Annotated in this window: 17 protein-coding genes; 5 read left to right on the forward strand and 12 right to left on the reverse strand. The window is 51.5% G+C overall.

All coding sequences use genetic code 11. From position 1 onward, the window contains the following. Window positions 1-352 precede the first annotated feature (352 nt). The 7 genes from FGI04_RS12265 to FGI04_RS12295 form a co-directional block, all read right to left on the reverse strand. On the reverse strand, window positions 353-1117 hold the full coding sequence (locus FGI04_RS12265) for an ankyrin repeat domain-containing protein (RefSeq protein ID WP_407337414.1): 765 nt from the start codon (window positions 1115-1117) through the stop codon (window positions 353-355). Beyond that, complete coding sequence (locus tag FGI04_RS12270) at window positions 1114-1881, reverse strand: ankyrin repeat domain-containing protein (protein ID WP_407336810.1); 768 nt, start codon at window positions 1879-1881, stop codon at window positions 1114-1116. The genes FGI04_RS12265 and FGI04_RS12270 overlap by 4 nt, the downstream gene beginning before the upstream one ends. Continuing rightward, window positions 1878-2576 carry an ankyrin repeat domain-containing protein gene (locus tag FGI04_RS12275; protein ID WP_407336811.1) on the reverse strand — a complete coding sequence of 233 codons (699 nt, stop codon included), beginning with the start codon at window positions 2574-2576 and terminating at the stop codon, window positions 1878-1880. The genes FGI04_RS12270 and FGI04_RS12275 overlap by 4 nt, the downstream gene beginning before the upstream one ends. A 69-nt stretch (window positions 2577-2645) precedes the next feature. Further along, window positions 2646-3413 (reverse strand): ankyrin repeat domain-containing protein, encoded by a 768-nt coding sequence (locus tag FGI04_RS12280; protein ID WP_342699590.1) that lies wholly within the window; start codon window positions 3411-3413, stop codon window positions 2646-2648. Continuing rightward, a complete protein-coding gene (locus tag FGI04_RS12285; protein WP_342699589.1) occupies window positions 3413-4783 on the reverse strand; it encodes a PAAR domain-containing protein in 1371 nt (456 codons plus the stop codon). Before FGI04_RS12285 ends, FGI04_RS12280 begins: the two co-directional genes overlap by 1 nt. A gap of 9 nt (window positions 4784-4792) precedes the next feature. Next, window positions 4793-6829 (reverse strand): type VI secretion system Vgr family protein, encoded by a 2037-nt coding sequence (locus tag FGI04_RS12290; protein ID WP_407336812.1) that lies wholly within the window; start codon window positions 6827-6829, stop codon window positions 4793-4795. Window positions 6830-6994: 165 nt separating this feature from the next. Continuing rightward, window positions 6995-7513: an Hcp family type VI secretion system effector gene (locus tag FGI04_RS12295; RefSeq protein ID WP_012883992.1), complete on the reverse strand. Its 519-nt coding sequence runs from the start codon at window positions 7511-7513 to the stop codon at window positions 6995-6997. 428 nt (window positions 7514-7941) lie between these two features. Between FGI04_RS12295 and FGI04_RS12300 the strand changes: the two genes are divergently transcribed. After that, window positions 7942-9399, forward strand: coding sequence for an AMP nucleosidase (locus FGI04_RS12300; protein ID WP_342699587.1), 1458 nt, complete (start codon window positions 7942-7944; stop codon window positions 9397-9399). Between the two features lie 76 nt (window positions 9400-9475). On the opposite strand, the gene FGI04_RS12305 is transcribed toward FGI04_RS12300, so the two are convergent. Continuing rightward, a complete protein-coding gene (locus FGI04_RS12305; RefSeq protein WP_168365251.1) occupies window positions 9476-9814 on the reverse strand; it encodes a PM0253 family protein in 339 nt (112 codons plus the stop codon). Window positions 9815-10441: 627 nt separating this feature from the next. Here FGI04_RS12305 and FGI04_RS12310 point away from each other — a divergent pair. Together FGI04_RS12310 and FGI04_RS12315 are read left to right on the forward strand one after the other, a co-directional pair. Continuing rightward, window positions 10442-10927: a Dps family protein gene (locus FGI04_RS12310; protein ID WP_016941869.1), complete on the forward strand. Its 486-nt coding sequence runs from the start codon at window positions 10442-10444 to the stop codon at window positions 10925-10927. A gap of 400 nt (window positions 10928-11327) precedes the next feature. Beyond that, a complete protein-coding gene (locus tag FGI04_RS12315; protein ID WP_434964867.1) occupies window positions 11328-12278 on the forward strand; it encodes a VirK/YbjX family protein in 951 nt (316 codons plus the stop codon). A 48-nt stretch (window positions 12279-12326) separates the two neighbouring features. Here the strand turns inward: FGI04_RS12315 and FGI04_RS12320 are convergent, their stop codons facing one another. Next, complete coding sequence (locus FGI04_RS12320) at window positions 12327-13103, reverse strand: SDR family oxidoreductase (RefSeq protein ID WP_407336813.1); 777 nt, start codon at window positions 13101-13103, stop codon at window positions 12327-12329. 243 nt (window positions 13104-13346) lie between these two features. On the opposite strand from FGI04_RS12320, the gene FGI04_RS12325 reads away from it, so the two are divergent. Next, complete coding sequence (locus FGI04_RS12325) at window positions 13347-13469, forward strand: hypothetical protein (protein WP_342699584.1); 123 nt, start codon at window positions 13347-13349, stop codon at window positions 13467-13469. Window positions 13470-13475: 6 nt separating this feature from the next. Here FGI04_RS12325 and FGI04_RS12330 read toward each other — a convergent pair whose 3' ends face one another. From FGI04_RS12330 to FGI04_RS12340, 3 genes are all read right to left on the reverse strand, one after another. Further along, complete coding sequence (locus FGI04_RS12330) at window positions 13476-14540, reverse strand: diguanylate cyclase (protein ID WP_407336814.1); 1065 nt, start codon at window positions 14538-14540, stop codon at window positions 13476-13478. A 611-nt stretch (window positions 14541-15151) separates the two neighbouring features. Then, a complete protein-coding gene (locus tag FGI04_RS12335) occupies window positions 15152-16666 on the reverse strand; it encodes a hypothetical protein (protein WP_407336815.1) in 1515 nt (504 codons plus the stop codon). A 142-nt stretch (window positions 16667-16808) separates the two neighbouring features. Continuing rightward, complete coding sequence (locus FGI04_RS12340) at window positions 16809-16964, reverse strand: hypothetical protein (protein ID WP_407336816.1); 156 nt, start codon at window positions 16962-16964, stop codon at window positions 16809-16811. Window positions 16965-17110: 146 nt separating this feature from the next. Here FGI04_RS12340 and FGI04_RS12345 point away from each other — a divergent pair, with 146 nt between their 5' ends. Beyond that, entirely contained in the window at window positions 17111-18133 is a 1023-nt protein-coding gene (locus tag FGI04_RS12345; protein ID WP_407336817.1) for a hypothetical protein, read from the forward strand. The last annotated feature ends 54 nt before the right edge of the window (window positions 18134-18187 follow it).

The following is an 18187-nucleotide window of genomic DNA, read 5'->3' on the forward strand; positions in this document are numbered from 1 at the left end:
TCACCCCTTCGGGGCCGCTGCTAGCAGCGTTCAAATCGGCTTTGCCAATTTGTCGTTCACCCGAATCACTTACCTCAGTAAGCTCATCGGGATTCACTCTCTTGCCGCGTTACAAGGCTCTAACGAGCCTTGCCCTAAAGGGCCAACGCGTTGCGTTGTTCAAAACGCCGTGCGTTTTGTCCTGCAACTCGAATTATTTTGGGTACAGAGTTAACAAGCACGCCCAGTAGCGTTATTCAGTTTTAAATAACGCTATTGGATCAGGAAAAATGAGAAAGAACCGTAGAAAAAATTGGCCGTACCGCGTTACAACGCTATGAAATAGAATACGAGACAACCCGAAATGCTTTATTTACAGCGATTCACCTTTAGCACGACGTTCCCGTACTTCCGCTGGCGATAAAGGCGGAAACTTAATGCCACGCTGTTGTAATAACTGTTTTACTTTCAGCGCCCAGGGATAATGTGGTGACCGATGATCCATAAGCGATAAACTGTCTTCTACCGTCCATGCCAGACTCGCACCTGTCGCAGAATACGTATTAATATTAGCGCCGTGCTCTATTAGCCAATATGCGATTTCATATTGATTAATATAAGCAGCGTAATGTGCGCTCGTCGTTTTTTGACCATCAGTCAAATTCACGTCTGCACCACGCTCGACCAATAATTTGATATCAGCCCAACGTTCTTCATTAATCGCACTAAATAAGGCAGGTACCTTGTTGTGATCGAGGGAATTCGGATCACCACCGGCATCGAGCATCATTTTCAACCATTCAGGTGATTTCGCACCAGCGGCCATATTGACAGCCGTCGTGCCTGTACCCGTTCGAAAATTAGGGTCCGCACCCAGTTTTAACGCCAGTCTGGCACCGTCCTTGTCCTGCTGCATCATCAGCCACAATAGAGGGGTAATCCCTTCAGCACCCAATACGTCCAGGTTTACCCCCTGCGCCAGCTGTTGTCGGGCTGCGGCTTCATCACCTTTCTGGATACTGGATAACACATTCACCATCGGTGGTTTAAAAAATTCACTGGCCTGCATACTGCGCCCTCCTGCCTGACAGGCGGTTAACAGCGGCAGGCAAGCCAGCAGCCAGTGCCACCATCTCAAAGGGATTCTCCTTTTTCCCACTTATCCTGAACCTCTGCCGGAGATAAAGGAGGGAATTTAATGCCACGCTGTTGTAATTGCTGTTTAACCTTTAATAACCAAGAATACTGCGGTGAACTCTGCGCCATAATTGACAGGCTTTCATGCACCCGCCACGCCAGACTCCCCCCTGTTGCAGAATAAGTATCAACTTTAGCACCATGTTCAATAAGCCAATACGCAATATCATACTTATTTAAATAGGCTGCATAATGGACACTTGTTGTTTTTTGTCCATCGACTAAATTGACATCGGCTCCACGCTCGACCAACAGTTTAATATCTGCCCAACGTTCTTCACCTATTGCACTAAATAATGCCGGTTGACCAAGTCGTCCTATCGAATTCGGATTTCCACCTGCATCCAGAACCATGCGCAGCCAGTCTGGATCTCGCACACCGGATACCCGATTTACTGCGCTGTCTCCTGAGCCGTCTTTATAATTTGGATCAGCACCCAGTTTTAACGCCAGCCGTACCGCATTCTTATCCTGCGTTTCATAAATCAGCCACAGTAGCGGCGTAATCCCTTCCTTACCTTGAATATTCAAGTTCAGCCCCTGAGCAAGCTGACGCCGGGCCTCCGCTTCATCACCTTTGCGGATAGTCTGTAGTAATGTCGCCATCGGCGGCTGGAACAATTCACTGGCCTGCATACTGCGCCCTCCTGCCTGACAGGCGGTTAACAGAGGCAGGCAAGCCAGCAGCCAGTGCCACCACCTCAAAGGGATTCTCCTTTTTCCCACTTATCCTGAACCTCTGCCGGAGATAAAGGAGGGAATCTAATGCCACGTTGTTGTAATTGCTGTTTGACTTTCATGGCCCATTGATAAGCCGTATTTTGATGGTCGATTGTCGACAGGCTGTCATGAACTCGCCATGCCAGACTACTCCCAGTATCTGAATAATTATCGATTTTTACTCCGTGCTCAACTAACCAATAAACGATTTCATATTTATTCAGATAAGCCGCATAGTGCGCACTGTTGATATTGTGCTTATCAACCAAATTAATATCAGCACCTCTTTCTACCAGTAGTTTAATATCAGACCAACGCTCTTCACCTATAGCACTAAATAACGCTGGCTGCCCTCTTCTATCTATAGCATTTGGATTTCCCCCTGAATCAAGCATCATTTTTAACCATTCAGGATCTTTTGCACCAGAAACGGTATTGACCGCACTATCTCCAAAACCATCTTTATAATTCGGGTCAGCACCCAGTTTTAACGCCAACCGTACCGCATCCTTATCCTGCGTTTCATAAATCAGCCACAGTAGCGGTGTAATCCCCTCTTTGCTCTGAATATTCAAGTTCAGTCCCTGAGCAAGCTGACGCCGGGCTTCCGCTTCATCACCTTTGCGGATAGTTTGCAGTAATGTCGCCATCGGCGGCTGAAACAATTCACTGGCCTGCATACTACGCCCTCCAACCTGACAGGCGGTTAACAGCGGCAGGCAAGCCAGCAAGCAGCCAGTGCCACCACTTCAAAGGGATTCTCCCCTTGCACGACGTTCGCGTACTTCCTCTGGCGATAAAGGGGGGAATTTGATGCCACGCTGTTGTAATAACTGTTTTACTTTCAGCGCCCAGGGATAATATGGCGAGCTATGATCCATAAGCGATAAACTGTCTTCTACCGTCCATGCCAGATTACTTCCTGTTGCATCATAAGGGTGAATGTCAGCCCCCTTTTCGATTAACCAGTAAGTCACGTCATATTTGTTCAAATAGGCTGCATAATGTGCACTGTTACGGCCTGGCCCATCGACTACATTGACATCAGCACCACGCTCAACCAGCAATTTGATATCCGCCCAACGTTCTTCCGCTATCGCATTAAATAGCGCTGGTACCTTGTTGTGATCGCGGGAATTAGGATCACCACCGGCATCGAGCATCATTCTCAACCATTCAGGTGATTTCGCGCCAGCGGCCATATTGACAGCCGTCGTGCCTGTACCCGTTCGAAAATTAGGATCCGCACCCAGCTTTAACGCCAGTCTGGCACCGGCCTGATCCTGCTGCATCATCAGCCACAATAGAGGGGTAATCCCTTCAGCACCCAATACGTTCAGGTTTACCCCCTGCGCCAGCTGTTGTCGGGCTGCGGCTTCATCACCTTTCTGGATACTGGATAACACATTCACCATCGGTGGTTTAAAAAACTCACTGGCCTGCATATTCTGCCCTCCTGCCTGACAGGCGGTTAATATTCCAATAATCAGTATCCCCAACCATTTGAGCCATTGCATTACGCCCCCTTAAGTGCCTTAGTAATACTACCAATATCATCCTTTTTTTGGCTCTCAATACCCGCAATAACCTGATCCATACCATGGCGTGCTAACGGAGAGCCACCTGATGCAGGCAACGGCATCATATTCCCGGCCGCTTTAGGCAAGGCCCCACTCAATAATGTCGCAGCGCCAGCAATTCCACCCACTACAGCACCGACACCGCCTCCAATCAATGCCCCTGCACCCGACAACAGTCCCGGCAATGCCGCTTTACCATACGTCTGAGCCATAGTCAGGATTTCACCATCTACTGCTTGAGTTTTAATAAGTGACCCGATTTTATCTAATCCCATACCACCTACACGTGCCACTGTATTTTCATGCAATCCAGCCGCATTAAAGGTGTATCCTTTTAATCCTGTAACACCAACCCCAGAAGAAGCTAGCCCGCCACCTAGTGAATGGCCAACAATTGATGGTGCCGGTGACATTGAGCGTTTCACCATTTTTGCTAAATCCATAGCCTGACTATATTGAGCTGATTCTTTACCCATTCCTTGCGATAAATTGGTCATCCAATCTTGCTTTCCTGTCACAGCATTATTGGTTCCCCGGTATGTCAGCATGGTTTCGCCATTTATCGAGGATTTAAACAGCGCTGCGCCAAAGCCGGTATTTTTATCCATAAATACCGCATCTTTTAGCCCTGTCACGCTATCTGGATTAATCAAATCCAATCCGACGGGGGATTTAGGTAATACCGACCTCGCACCTCGGCGGAATTCATCTACAGAGTAAACATACTGCGCCGCTTCAGCACGCAAGATGCTGTCATTATTAAACGCCAGTCGGGTGGCGGCGTCTTTCAGGCCCGGCATAGCCGATGCCTGTTGCGCCAGCCTGGCCCGCGCCAGATAGCGATCTTTACGCTGTAATACGGTCAGCGCTTCATCCAGCACCGGTAGTTCGGCGGTCGCGGCCCACTCCATCATGGCGGGCAGCAGCATCGGCGTAAGCGCCAACAGTGGAGCCCGACTTTTTGCGGACTGTTCCGCACAGGATTTCACCGGCGACTGGTAAGGTGTGTCGCCAATAATCACATCCCCACTTCCTGCCGCCACTGACCCGCCGCAACCGATGGCATCACCGATACGGGCGGCCAGCTTACCGTTGATAATCACCGTGCCGGAACCGGCGGAAATCGCCCGACTGTGCACACCGTGCGGCATGTTCGGGCAGGGACAGGCGTGCAGTAACACCGCGTCGCCTTTACGCGCCGCCGGTTTGCCATTGATAATCACATCGCCACTGCCCGCAATGACCGGGGTAGCGGGAAAACAGCCGTGACCAGCACAACTGTCTCCTAAACGTGCAGCTCCTGGCATGATGGCTCCTTAACGCCGGTCCGGCGCATCGGGCAGCGTCGGTCTGGTGGGGGACTCGGGTTCGATAGATACCGGTGCCGTACCCGCCCCGGCGGAACCACCGTCGTTAATTTTCACCAGCGTGCCGGAAATGGTGACACCCGCGCCGTCAATCTTAATAAACCCGCCAGGCGCTTTAATGGTCAGCGATTGTCCTGCTTCCAGCACGATATCCGCCGCTTTGAGGTAACTGTCGGTATTCACCAACACGCGCTGATGTGCGCCGATTAAGGTCTCTTCCGAACCGGACAACGTGGTCTGGCGGCTGCCGTCAATACGGGTAATCTCGCCGCCACCAATAAAGCGCTTGAATGACTGGGTGATGCGTTGCACGAAATGACGCCCGATTGACTGATGATGATCCTGACCAATCTGCTCAAAGTCATCCTGCCCGATGGTGCGATGGCTATGGCGATCGACCCGCTCGAACTGGTCATTCGCCACGCTCAGATGTTGATCTAACCCGACACTCTGGCGATGAATGTTGTTAATCACCGCATCCATGTCTTTTTGCGCGTGTAGATAGATTTGCTCCCGGGTCGCTTCATCTTCAAACCGCAGTTCGTTGAATCCGCTGCCTTTATGCGTATCGGTACGCAAGGTGGTACGGGTTTTATGCTCCGGTAAGACATACGGCGTCGGGTTAGTCGCATGAAAGGTGCGACCGGTGATAATCGGCTGGTCCGGGTCGCCTTCCAGAAAACTCACCACCACTTCATGACCGATGCGCGGAATGGCGATCAAGCCGTACTGACCACCGGCCCAGCCCTGACTGACCCGCACCCAGCAGGAGCTCTGGTCGTCGCTGGCACCGTAGCGGTCCCACGGGAACTGCAGCTTCACCCGGCCAAATTTATCACAGTAAATCTCTTCACCCGCCGGGCCGACCACGGTGGCAATCTGCGGGCCGTCCACCATCGGCTTGTACGGCATGGCCGCCCGCCAGGTGGTGGTAGCTTTCACCACCTCGAAACTGTTGCTGATGGTAGTCGGCTCACCACCGCTTTCCTCTTCCAGCGCCTGCGGCTGCTGGCCGCTGTGGGTCACCGCCACCACCTGCCAGGCCAGGTTAAACGCCGGGTTCGGGTGCTCGGTCAGGGTAAAGGTGCTGCCCGGCCTCAGTTCGGCGGCATTCGACTCGCCCACACCGGTTATCGCATCCGCACGCAGCGCATCCAGCCGGTAGCCGGTAAACGCCTTGCCGCTCGGGTCCAGTTTGAAGCGGCCGGGGTAATCAAAGTGCTGGTAGGATTCGCGCTGGTGCGCCAGTTCGTTGCTGGTTTTCTTGTGCGACAGGCCATATGCCGGGGTTTTGAAGCTGTAATCCTTCAGTTCCACCTCAGCGGTGCTCACCGCCTCGGCATAACGGAAACGGCGCACGTAAGCGCCTTCGGTCAGCCCCTGCGTGGCGAGATTGAAGAACAGCTCCGGGCCTTTGGTCAGTGCACCGGCGTCATCGGCAAACACCACCCGGTGCTTGCCAGCTTCGAACTCGTGGTAGTAGAACATCCCTTCTTCTGCCGCCAGCCGGTTGATAAACGCCAGGTCGCTTTCGCGGTACTGCACGCAGTACTCACGTGCTGCATGCTCGTGGCGCAGGGCAAAGGCAAAGTCGCTGATACCGGCTTCCTGCAACAGTTCGGTGATGATCTCATCCGGTTTTTTGGTCTGGAAGATGCGGGCGTTGGTGCGCAGACCGAGCCGCCACAGCGCCGGGCGAACCTCGGCCTGATAGCGGGTGCGGCGAAAACCGGTGTCGCCCTGGGCAAAGCGGCTGACGATACCGCTGACCCGGCGCTGCAGTTCGCCTTCGTACCACACCAGCAGCTCGCATGGCTGGTCCAGCACCGCGCCAAAGTCGATATCCGCCTGACTGCTGGCAAGGCTCAGCGACAGCGCAAACGGCTGGTTCAGCGCCTCGCTCAGCTCAAAATCCACCACCGCGAAGGTGGTGTCCGCCAATGCGCCGATTTTCACGGTAAACTGCAATCCTGTACTGTTGGCCACCCTGCTTCCTCCTTTCCCCGGCTCCATAGCTACCGCACACCCGGTCTGTGCCGTGTGTCAGTGCATTTATCACGATGAGTACCTCTGCACTCAGCGATGGGGTCACCATCGCTCAGCACAGACAAAAACAGAAAAACCCGGACCGGAGTCCGGGTTAACAGGTCATTACGCTTCGATCGGCGCGCGCCAGTCGTCAGAGCCGGAAGTCCCGGCCACGGTGTGCTCCCAGTCGATTTTGCGGTAGGCCAGCGACACTTCGATCAGCTGGGTGTAATCCTGCTTGGACGGGTCCTGGCAGTGAGGCATCTGGTTGTTGATGTCGACAATGGTGGCGTCGGTCAGTTTGGTGGTGAAGAAATGCTCCTGCTTGCCTTCGACAGAGGTGCGGTACCATTTCAGGGTCACGGTCGGCAGCATTTCGCCAGAGGCCAGCGCGTTATACAGCAGCGGGACGGCTTTGTTCAGCGCGACGGTGAACTTGAACGGCTTGTGCACGCGCTGACCGGCAGGCTGGCCGGACTGCGGGTCGGTCGGTACGGTGACGATGTGTTTGAATTCCTGCACCAGCATCTCGTCTTCGTGGCCCTGCACGTAGATGTTGCCGACGGAGTCGGAGGTGAAGGCACCGGCGGTGATGTTGCCCTGGGTTTTACCTTCGATGCTGATATAACATGGGGTTGGCATAGTCTTGCTCCTTGTTGTTGAACGATTAGATGTGACTTCACCGTTCATAAAGCAATGACTATGCCAGTTTTTATTCTATTGTTTTTAAAGGGGAAAATAATATCGCCATTTTCCCTAAGTCAAATTTGAGCAAAAAATTGCGCAGACTTCCCGAAAAAACGGCATCCATTGCGCAAACAGGGATTTATGCTGGAAAGTGAGCAAGAAATTGCGCAGATTTTGTGTTTATTCTGCAACAGGTTAAAAATAGAACGATAACACAGCCATTTTTTGTGATATTCATCACAATTAATTTTCCTGCAAAAATGCCAGCCCCGACTTTTCAAATTCACTTTTCTCCCATCGTGCCGTGATGTGCGCTGTGCCACAATGAGCCTACGGCATGGCATCCGCCATCGCATCAATCGCATGACAAGAAAGGAGCGAAGATGAGTTATGCACCAGGCGCTGGCTTGTCCGCCAGCGAGGCGCTGGACCAGTTGGAAGCGCTGTATGAGCGCTCTGTCAAAGCGCTGCGCACCGCAATCGGTGATTTTATTACTCACGGTACTCCGCCAGATGCCGAGGCTCGCGCCAATGGGCTGTTTGTTTACCCGGAACTGCGTATCAGTTGGGATGGGATGTCGCAAAAGCACAGCAAGACCCGTGCCTACGGTCGCCTTACCCACGGCGGCAGTTATCGCACCACCGTCACCCGGCCACAGTTGTTCCGCCACTATCTGGCAGAACAACTGGCTATTCTGGAAAACGATTATTCAGCGACTATCGACGTGGTGCCGTCAGACAAGGAGATCCCTTATCCCTATGTGATCGATGGCGCGAACCTAAAGCTGGATCGTTCGATGAGTGTCGCACTGGCACAGCATTTCCCTACCCCGTCGCTGGCACTGATCGGCGATGAAACCGCCGACGGTTTGTTGCAGACACTCGATCATTTCCCGCTGTCGCATTTCGATGCGCTGCGTACTGATTTCTCGCTGGCTCGTCTGCGCCACTATACCGGTACCCGGGCCGAGCACTTCCAGCCGTTCGTGTTGTTTACCAACTACACCCGATACGTCGATGAGTTCGTACGCTGGGCCTGCGACCACATTGCCGATCCTGCCAGCCCGTATCAGGCGTTAGCCTGCGCAGGTGGCGCGCTGATCACCGCCGATACGGAAAACCCGCAGCAGGCGGTGTCGGATTTGGCCTGGAAAAACCACCAGATGCCCGCCTATCACCTCATCTCACGCGAAGGACGGGGCATTACGCTGGTGAACATCGGCGTTGGGCCGTCGAATGCAAAAACCATCTGTGACCATCTGGCGGTGCTACGGCCACACGCCTGGTTGATGATCGGCCATTGTGGCGGCCTGCGGGAAAGTCAGAGCATCGGCGATTATGTACTGGCGCACGCTTACCTGCGCGATGACCATGTGCTGGATTCAGTACTGCCACCCGATATCCCAATCCCCAGCATCGCCGAAGTACAGCGCGCGTTGTACGATGCCACCAAACAGGTTAGCGGCATGCCGGGTGAAGAAGTGAAGCAGCGCCTGCGCACCGGTACCGTGGTGACCACCGATGACCGCAACTGGGAGTTGCGCTACTCCGCCTCGGCGTTGCGTTTCAACCTCAGCCGGGCAGTCGCGGTCGATATGGAAAGCGCGACTATCGCCGCACAAGGGTATCGCTTCCGTGTGCCATACGGCACCTTGCTGTGCGTGTCAGACAAGCCACTGCACGGGGAGATTAAGCTGCCCGGACAGGCAAACCGCTTCTATGAAGGCGCGATTTCCGAGCATTTGCAGATTGGCATCCGCGCGGTAGACCTGCTGCGCGCTGAGGCAGAACACCTGCATTCGCGCAAACTGCGCACCTTCAACGAGCCGCCTTTCCGGTAATATCCAAGCCGCTCCCGGCCCACGGGAGCGGTTAGCGCGGATTACCGGCCCGGATATATATTGATGTTATGACGTATTACATGCACCCGGCACAACTGGTGCAGCGCCAGTCATGCGGATTCACCGCCTGATAGAAAAAGCGAAAATAGTCTTCTTCAATCGGTACCTGATGCTGTTCAAAACAGTCCGCCAGCCAGTCAACGTTTTCCAGTATCCAGTCGTCTTCATCCAACCCATCCCGGTAAAGCTCATCGTCAGGGTCAATCACCGAATAAATTCCCAGCGTTCCTAAATGCTGATCGTGATATTTCTCCGGTAATTCAAATTCGCGTTCCAGATAACGAATGATCCAATGACCATGACACAAAAGATTACCATTTCGACTCCATGACGCCGTAAAAGGATTAACCCTCATTTTCTAAAACCCGATAAATATCATTCTACTTGCCCCTAACTCATTCGGGTATCCATACCACACCCCGACAATCCCTGGATGAATATCCCGGCGCGAATAATACGATCAGTCGGGGAAGAAAAATATATGGATATAAACCTATAACCCTCAATGGGTAAATGATGAACGGATTGATAAAACACAATGTACTTGCCATTACCCTCTCATGAGGGATGAAGAGCCACGTTGTGGTCAGAACATATTCTGTTCAAAGGTTTATCCTTTCTTTACTCATACCACGAATGGATAACCTACCGGTGCGTTTCCCCTCCTAACAGGCCCCTTCGGTTATCAACATGGGATGCAGTACAAAAATAGTGATGCGCCGCAAACGTTTATCCACAGAATCGTTTTATAAATGACTGTCAGGTTTGACCTGTGGTAGTCAGGTTTTACAAATAGGCAGTCAGGGTTACAAATGATAGCCAGGTTTACAAATGAGAGTCGGCCCGTTGTGCCCAGCCGGTAGAGATGGGTAAGACTTCTGGTCTATGATGGAAAGGCTGTCACGTTGCCCGGTAAGTGAGCATATGCCGGACGGCTGTTCATAGCGAATGCATACGCGATTGACACAAAGGAGAGCGTTATATGTCAGGCAGTAAGAAGAAAAAAAGTCCGATTGGTCTTGATGTACAGCAGTCTGAGAAAATTTCCGCCAAACTGAACACCTTGCTGGCCAACTACCAGATTCTTTACATGAATGTACGCGGCTATCACTGGAATATTTCCGGCGCAGCCTTCTTCGAACTGCATGCAAAGTTTGAGGAAATCTACAACGAACTGCTGCTGAAAATCGATGAACTGGCAGAGCGCATTCTGGCGCTGGGCGGACAGCCGTTGCATGCGTATAGCGACTATCTGAAAGTGGCGGATATCAAAGAAGACGTCAACGCTACTGATGGCAAGAAAACGCTGGAAGGGCTGCTGGCTGGCTACGCCGTGCTGTTGCAACAACAGCGGGAAATCCTGCCACTGGCGGCTGAAGCCAGTGATGAGGGCACCGCGTCGCTGATGACCGATTACATCCAGGAGCAGGAAAAACAAATCTGGATGTACAACGCCTACCTGAAATAATGCGAGCCTGATGGCTCATCATTACCCCGTCCAATGCGGGCGGGGTCACCCATCTATGCGGTAGCGATTATCCCATTGCTAAGATGGCATTTATTCTGCGCCGATCTCTTATTGTAACGCACTTTCGGATATAAAGTTTAAATCAATCCCAAACAGAACCATAATAAGCTGGCATTTATTATTTTCGCTAAATCAATACTCAACAGCCAGGGGGTTATGATTTTTATTTTTTTTGCCATCACTATAATCCCCAGCCATATACAGAGCGAGTTTTGATGATATCACTCTCTCGCCTGTTAGCATGACAGGGTTCTTGAGCTTGAGTATTACGGTAATGCATTGTTATCGGGCATCCGCTCCCCTGTGGTTATTTTTAGCACGCTTTCACAGGGGAATGTTCATGGAAAACACATCTGCACTGTCATTATTTGTTCATCTTCTAAACGGCAATTTTCTCTCTGAAAAAATCTGGCGAAAAACTGATATAAAAGCCAAATTCTTATTACGCTCATTATTAATGCCGTCGATTACACTGCGCTATCTGAATAATATTATTAAGATTCCCGCAATGCAGAAAGCAGTAAGAATCCGGCCGATGTTACCAACCAAAATTCATCGCCCGTATCTGTCCGCCACGCTATGTGCAGCTGAGCGCGCTGATGCTATTTGTGCCCATTATACGTTTGTGGAACAACTGGCTAACCCGTTTCTGAAACAGGCGTTGCTTAGCCTGGATGACTACTGTCTGGCACGGTTTTCCGGCAAGAATGGCGAAAATTTTTCGCTGATTTGCAGCACGTCGCGTTATGACAAAGAGGGGGAAGCCACTCTGCGTATTCGTTACAACGATATGGTATTGGCATCGCTGACGTTTTCCGTGATACGTGACCAGAACCAGCCCACCATTATGATCGGCGGTTTACAGGGGAAAGGCAGTGAACAAACGCGTGAACTGACCAAAGACGCGTCGAAAGCCTGCTTTGGGTTATTTCCCAAACGTCTGTTGCTGGAATGCTTGCTGACCGTTGCGGCACTCACCGGCATCAACCGTATTCTGGCAGTAGGTGATGAAAATCACGTGTATCAGAACCTGCGCTACAGCTACCGTAAAAATAAAGTCCGCTTTTCCAGTTATAGCGAATTCTGGCTTTCTGTTAACGCGAGCAAAAACGCACAAGGCTTGTACCTGCTTCCACTGACGATTACGCGCAAAACGCTGGAAGAATTACCCAGCAAGAAGCGAGCCCAGTACCAACGCCGTTATCAGTTACTCGATGATATCAACACCCAAATCCAACACAATCTGGGGCATATCGCGTCATCAGACGGGTTACATCGCATCGCCAGTTAACGTCCGTCGATACCGGGGAAAACCCTGTTCCCCGGTAGGCCATACCGATTACGCAAACCCGCCATTGCTACGAACCACCTGACCGTTGATCCAGCCGCCTTCCGGCCCAACCAGAAAAGCCACGATATTGGCGATATCCTCTGGTTCTCCCAGCCTTTCCAACGGTGTCATGGCCGTAATCGCCGCGACCTGCGCCTCGGTTTTACCGTTAAAAAACAGTTCTGTTGCCACCGGTCCAGGCGCTACCGCATTCACCGTAATCTCGCGGCCGCGCAGTTCGTTCGCCAGCACGCGCACCAATCCTTCAACCCCCGCCTTAGACGCGATATAAGGACCATAACCGGGCAACGAACGGGCAATCACGCTGGTCGATAGCGCGATAATTCGCCCACCGTTTTCCAGCTGTCGTGCCGCTTCACCCAGCACAATGAACGCACCACGCAGATTGGTCGACATCATCTTGTCGAACTGCGCCACATCGCCATCAGCAATCGGTGTATTCGCCATCACACCGGCACTGTTGATCACCGCATCAATACGCCCGAATTGGGCTTTCGCCTGCAAAAACAGCGCCGCTACCTGCTCGGGGTCGCCCACCTGCGCCTGAATCGCCAGCGCGTGTCCCCCCATGTCGTGAATCCGACTCACCACCTCGTCAGCCTGCTGGTGTTGCCGGGCAAAATTCACCACCACCCGCCAACCTTGTTGTGCCAGTTTGAGTGCAATCGCTCGGCCAATCCCCCGCGACGCCCCCGTGACAATCGCCACATTGGCATCCTGGGTGTGCTCGTGTTTGGTGTGCTCTTGCTGGGTGTATTGTTGCATTGCGGTTCTCCTGTTGTCTCGGGATAAAAACAGGCAGGCTTACAGCGGCCTTACCTGTTGCGGGAGATCCTATCTGGATGCCAATAGGGGATAAAGATGGATAAATGGATATGATTATTCCATTTTTACTGACAGTGATGCCGAGACGATAAATATCACTATTCAGCCATGCAGCGCATAGCGGTGCATCACGGCGAATGTCGCCGGTACTTGTACAGGAAGAGCGTCGCAGGCAACCGTTTTTTGCTGCAAACCATTCGCCATCTGGAGCAAGGCGATCGGTTAAGCGCCGCTGACTTTATGCGTACGCATCTGGAACAAGCGCGACGCAAAGCAGTCACTCCCACACGTTTTATGCCGCTGTAATTCAGTTCAGGCACAGACCGTACAACCGCGGCCATTATCCTTAGCCTGATACAACGCAGTATCCGCCGCTTTCAGCCAGACCCGATAATCCTCCATGCCGGGATGAAACTCAACCAGTCCAACGCTGATGCTGACCCGAAGCGCCGGGGCGTGGTGCAGTTGTATATCGTGCAGATATTCGCGTAATTGCTGGATAATACGTTCTGCCTCAGCAGTCGCCGTCTGTGGCAACACCATACCGAATTCATCACCGCCAAAACGGCCGGTGATGTCTGATTGCCGCAACGTCGACTTAATACCGCGGCTCAGCAATAAAATCACATCATCACCAACATGATGGCCGAAACTGTCATTAATACGCTTGAAGTGATCGATATCCAGTAATGCCAGTGTCGCCACCTGTGGGCAGTGCACACACAGTTCAAACTCGCTTTTGAGCAACTGCTCCCAGTGGTGCCGGTTGTACAACCGGGTCATGCCATCAAGTTGGCTGATCTCCCGCAACTGACGCTTATGTTCAGCCAGTTTGATGGCGGTACGATACGTCACCAGGCCCACCAGTATGGGGTAGATAAGTAACATCGGCAGGCAAAAGTAGATCTGCTCAGGTGTCGTCGCAAACACAATCGGCCGATGAACCAGCCAGAGGATCGCCACCACGGTGATCAGTTGAATAGCCAGTCCCTGAACAAAAAGCCGCAACCCACCGGCGGCAATATTGTTCATCCCCATCATCGATATGATCAGCACAGACGGCAGAGAATTCAGGCCCATCATGCCAATCCAGATACCCCCCATGAAGGCATCAAATCGCAGATTGCCCTGTTCGAACCGCATCGGGTCATCTGCCCGGCAGGCTAGCCACAACGCCAGATGTGGCCAGAGAAAACCGTTGAAAAACAATACACCCCACACCCACCCAGGTTGGGTCAGGTCATACAAAACAGCGGCTACATAGAAAAAACCGAGCCCTAATCCCATCAGGCGAGGAACATAAACACGTCTGGCAAACGCCAGTCCCGAGCGGCGTTGATCACGTTCAGCCGGTGTAAAGACAAATGCCGAACTCATGCCCATTCTCCTTTTTATAATCATTATCATGGGGACATGCCGACATTATTCCAAATTCCCGTTCAGAGCGCTTCATTTAAGAGACAATTTTGCTTAAAACAGGGTGAACGCATGTAATGGGTTAAATAATCCGCGCGATAACCTGAATATCGCGCAAGAGCACGCATTATCGGCATGGAATCAGACGATTACATGACAGGGAAAAGAGAAAGAAGGGAAAAAAGAGGGAAAGACAGTAAGGAAGGACAGTGCAGAAAGGTGTTGATACGCGGCCAGTCCACAGGGGGAGAACCGGCCGCAGGGACATCAGGGATGATCCGCTCCGTTTACGGGCTGATAATGAAAACCACCGTGGCCGCCATGCCCACCACCGGGTCCTCCCCACGGGGGTGGAAAGATACAACCGCTCAGGCTTGCAATTAATGCCAGAAAACCGACCATTTTGACGACATTTCTCATGATTCACCTCACTATCAACGGGTGCCATCATAGGGATGCTGCTCACCGGCAACAAGTCAGGTATTAATAAAAAATCAATTAGTTACACAACCTTTCATTGCCTACACCCCACTATCGTAAAACGATCACATTCCTTACATCTGGCACGACCATCAACAACTGATCAGTTTCAGCTCATGCATATCCAGATAATCACCCACACTGGCCGAGGAAAGATTGAATGACAACGCAAATAGCCAGGCGCTGCGCGGAACCTTCCAAAGCGTACCGGAACTGCCCTTCTGTAACTGATCACTACGCTGGATACAATCTTTACCGTCACGCGTCAGATCCATCATGACCGGGCCGGGACCATTCTCACCATAGGCGTGGAGGGCTTTAGTAATGGCGACTTTATTGGTCGCGGAGGTTTGCGCCTGCCAGACCACACCGATTTGATCATGCCCATTGACCGGTATCAGAAACTGCAGCTGTACGTTGTCGCTGGCGGCGATTTTGACAAACCGTCCCTTGTCTTCTTTGATGTGCGCCGGATCGTAGCGACAGGCACAACTGGCTGCGCCGGGATAAACCACGGCACTGCCGTTATCGTTCAGGGCGATCAGCTCCGCCATCTGATTGGTGAAAATCAGGTTATTCTTCCAGCACGGTCGATTGGAGATCACACAAGACGTGACATTAACGCCATCGGTCGCAAAACGCACACTGGTCAGTGTGGTCTGATAGTCAAATGCCTGATCAAAAATCACATAGGGCTGTTCGGGATTCTGACGCACGAAAATCGCCCCACCATTAAATACAAAACTGGCGTTCTTTTTTCTGAGCACAACCACCGGTTGTTTACGCTTCACGTACTCGACATGGCCGTTAATCTCGACATGGCCTTCATTAATCAGCGCTATCCCTTCACAATAATCAAAGCTTCCCGCCTGCCAGTAGACCACACCGTCCGGGTTATCGATTTCAAACGCATAGCCGCCGTTTTGCCAGATACAGCCGATGAACGTAAAACGCTCATAAGAATCCGGCTGACGAGTCAGGTACAACAGGCGATCACAGTTATTAAAACCGCAGGAAAACCAATTCCAGCCCCACCCACCAGCACCATTGGAAAAAACCCGCCTGAATCCGGTGAAGCGGCAGGAATAAATACTGAGCAGACAGGATGCATTACGGTTGGAGTTGTTCTCCGGGTTATAGGCAAAAAACAGGTCTAACGTTCTCTTTTCCGAAATAAAATGCACACCAGAAAAAAAACTGTCCACGATATTACTGTAAGCGGCATCCACATCTGGATTACCTGTCACCACAATCGCGTAGTTATCAAAATTACCATTTTTGGTAAAAATAATTGTCAGCGGACCATGAATAGAAACTTTCGATGCATCGATTTTAATTGTGGAAGAAACCTGCACGACACCCTGTAGCATTAACCTGACTTTTTGCTGTGCATTTGATAACGACTTTGATTGCTCCAGCATATCATTAAGAAGCGTCTGAAAAGGCCCGGTGGAATCATTCTTTCCGGAGAAATCAATATTGTAATTCCTGATATCACGGGTAAAGGCAACAGCATCATTATTAAGGGTATTATTATTTTGTGATGCCGTCGCTGATGTCGCTGCCAGCGATGCCAGGCTGCCGGCAAGGAAATCTCTTCTGTTCATAGCCATCCTCCAACATCAATTAATTCAATACATTAAGATTAACAACTCGCCTGGTGAAACGTCATTTATTGATACACACCATGATAAACAATCACGTCAACAACTGTCATAATCCTTCTGAAAAAATAATTAAAAATTCAATTCAATCTGCTTTATCATCACTCATAATAAAATAGTAATTGAGATAGGGAGAATAGAAAATTGAAAGCAACCATAAAGCATGTTCCTCTTTACTGGACAATGCTTTGCATTTTCCTGACACCGCAGTTTGTGTTTGTATTTCTGCAACAATCTTCATTGGCTCCAGGGATGATGGTAGCTATCGTCCCCATTTATATTTATGGCCTGCGCCATATGAAAATGCTGTCATTTTCCAGTGGAAAAATCTTACTTTTCTCGATAGTGGTATTTATATTACTTGCACAGTCCGGTTATATCGCTGAGATGACTGATAATTACAAGCCTTTATTTACCTTACCTGCACTGATTATTATTTTTCTTGGTGCCATACTGTTATCTAATCGCTTGTTAACGGTTTCTCCCGCTACGCTGGCTAGCGTGTTTCGCGCCGTGACCTATACGCTATTGTTGCTGGGCTGGCTCTCGGTTATCCATCGCATTGACATCGGCAGCTATGCGGCCAAACCCAAAGCGGTATTTCCCTTTTCCGAAGAGAGCCATTACGCACTGACAGTAGGCCTGTTTGTGTGCGCCAGCGGCATTCTGATGAAAAACCGGGAACGCCTGGTACTGCTGGGGAACCTGCTGTTGCAGGCGTTGATTTTCCCTAGCCTGACGTTACTGGTGTTCTGCATGATGGCGATTTTCGTCTTCTGGATGGCGCGCCGTGTCACGCTAATGTTAACGGTGCTCGTCATCGTGGTCGTCGCAGTCTATATCATGTTGACCTACTTCTCCGACCTGCCCGCCATCGCCTACTTTGGATCACGTCTGGCTATCAGTGACGATACCGATAACCTGACCACGCTGGTGTTCCTGCAGGGGCTGGACGATGCGAAGAACGCCTTGCTGGAAAGTCACGGTATCGGTCTGGGGTTACAAATGGCTGGCACTAATGGCGTGGGCCAATACGGGTATGTCATCCAGTCGCTGGCGGGTAGCGATTTCAACCGCAACGACGGCGGTTTTCTGGCGTCGAAAATCGTCAGCGAATTCGGTGCTGTCGGCCTGCTACTGAGCGCCGGTTACTTGTGGGTTCTGAAAAAAGCCGTCAATACCATCAACCGCATCCGCGACAATACCGACACTGAGTCGACACTGTTGAAAATCGCCATGGCGGTCGTGATAGGGTATGCCGTTGAATTTTTCCTGCGCGGTTATGGTTACTTTTCGCCAGGGTTATTCCTGTTCGTCACCATGATGATGGTCAGCAGCACACTGCATCGTCGGCAGGCCACCGCCCTGCACCCAGTAGCATCCCCGCCTTCACTCCAGTTCCAGCGCTGATACGCCCCGACACCTCGGTGAGAGGTGTCGGCAACGATTCGGGCTGCGCGTGTT

It is taken from the genome of Dickeya ananatis (genome assembly GCF_019464615.1).
GTDB lineage: Bacteria > Pseudomonadota > Gammaproteobacteria > Enterobacterales > Enterobacteriaceae > Dickeya > Dickeya oryzae.

What these genes read in the sequence shown, in the direction of transcription:
- FGI04_RS12275 (WP_407336811.1), bottom strand. Translation starts at nt 2,576, where the DNA reads ATGCAGGCCAGTGAATTGTTTCAGCCGCCGATGGCGACATTACTGCAA.
- FGI04_RS12280 (WP_342699590.1), bottom strand. Translation starts at nt 3,413, where the DNA reads ATGCAATGGCTCAAATGGTTGGGGATACTGATTATTGGAATATTAACC.
- FGI04_RS12285 (WP_342699589.1), bottom strand. Translation starts at nt 4,783, where the DNA reads ATGCCAGGAGCTGCACGTTTAGGAGACAGTTGTGCTGGTCACGGCTGT.
- FGI04_RS12295 (WP_012883992.1), bottom strand. Translation starts at nt 7,513, where the DNA reads ATGCCAACCCCATGTTATATCAGCATCGAAGGTAAAACCCAGGGCAAC.
- FGI04_RS12300 (WP_342699587.1), top strand. Translation starts at nt 7,942, where the DNA reads ATGAGTTATGCACCAGGCGCTGGCTTGTCCGCCAGCGAGGCGCTGGAC.
- FGI04_RS12305 (WP_168365251.1), bottom strand. Translation starts at nt 9,814, where the DNA reads ATGAGGGTTAATCCTTTTACGGCGTCATGGAGTCGAAATGGTAATCTT.
- FGI04_RS12310 (WP_016941869.1), top strand. Translation starts at nt 10,442, where the DNA reads ATGTCAGGCAGTAAGAAGAAAAAAAGTCCGATTGGTCTTGATGTACAG.
- FGI04_RS12315 (WP_434964867.1), top strand. Translation starts at nt 11,328, where the DNA reads ATGGAAAACACATCTGCACTGTCATTATTTGTTCATCTTCTAAACGGC.
- FGI04_RS12320 (WP_407336813.1), bottom strand. Translation starts at nt 13,103, where the DNA reads ATGCAACAATACACCCAGCAAGAGCACACCAAACACGAGCACACCCAG.
- FGI04_RS12330 (WP_407336814.1), bottom strand. Translation starts at nt 14,540, where the DNA reads ATGAGTTCGGCATTTGTCTTTACACCGGCTGAACGTGATCAACGCCGC.
- FGI04_RS12335 (WP_407336815.1), bottom strand. Translation starts at nt 16,666, where the DNA reads ATGAACAGAAGAGATTTCCTTGCCGGCAGCCTGGCATCGCTGGCAGCG.
- FGI04_RS12340 (WP_407336816.1), bottom strand. Translation starts at nt 16,964, where the DNA reads ATGAAGATTGTTGCAGAAATACAAACACAAACTGCGGTGTCAGGAAAA.
- FGI04_RS12345 (WP_407336817.1), top strand. Translation starts at nt 17,111, where the DNA reads ATGACTGATAATTACAAGCCTTTATTTACCTTACCTGCACTGATTATT.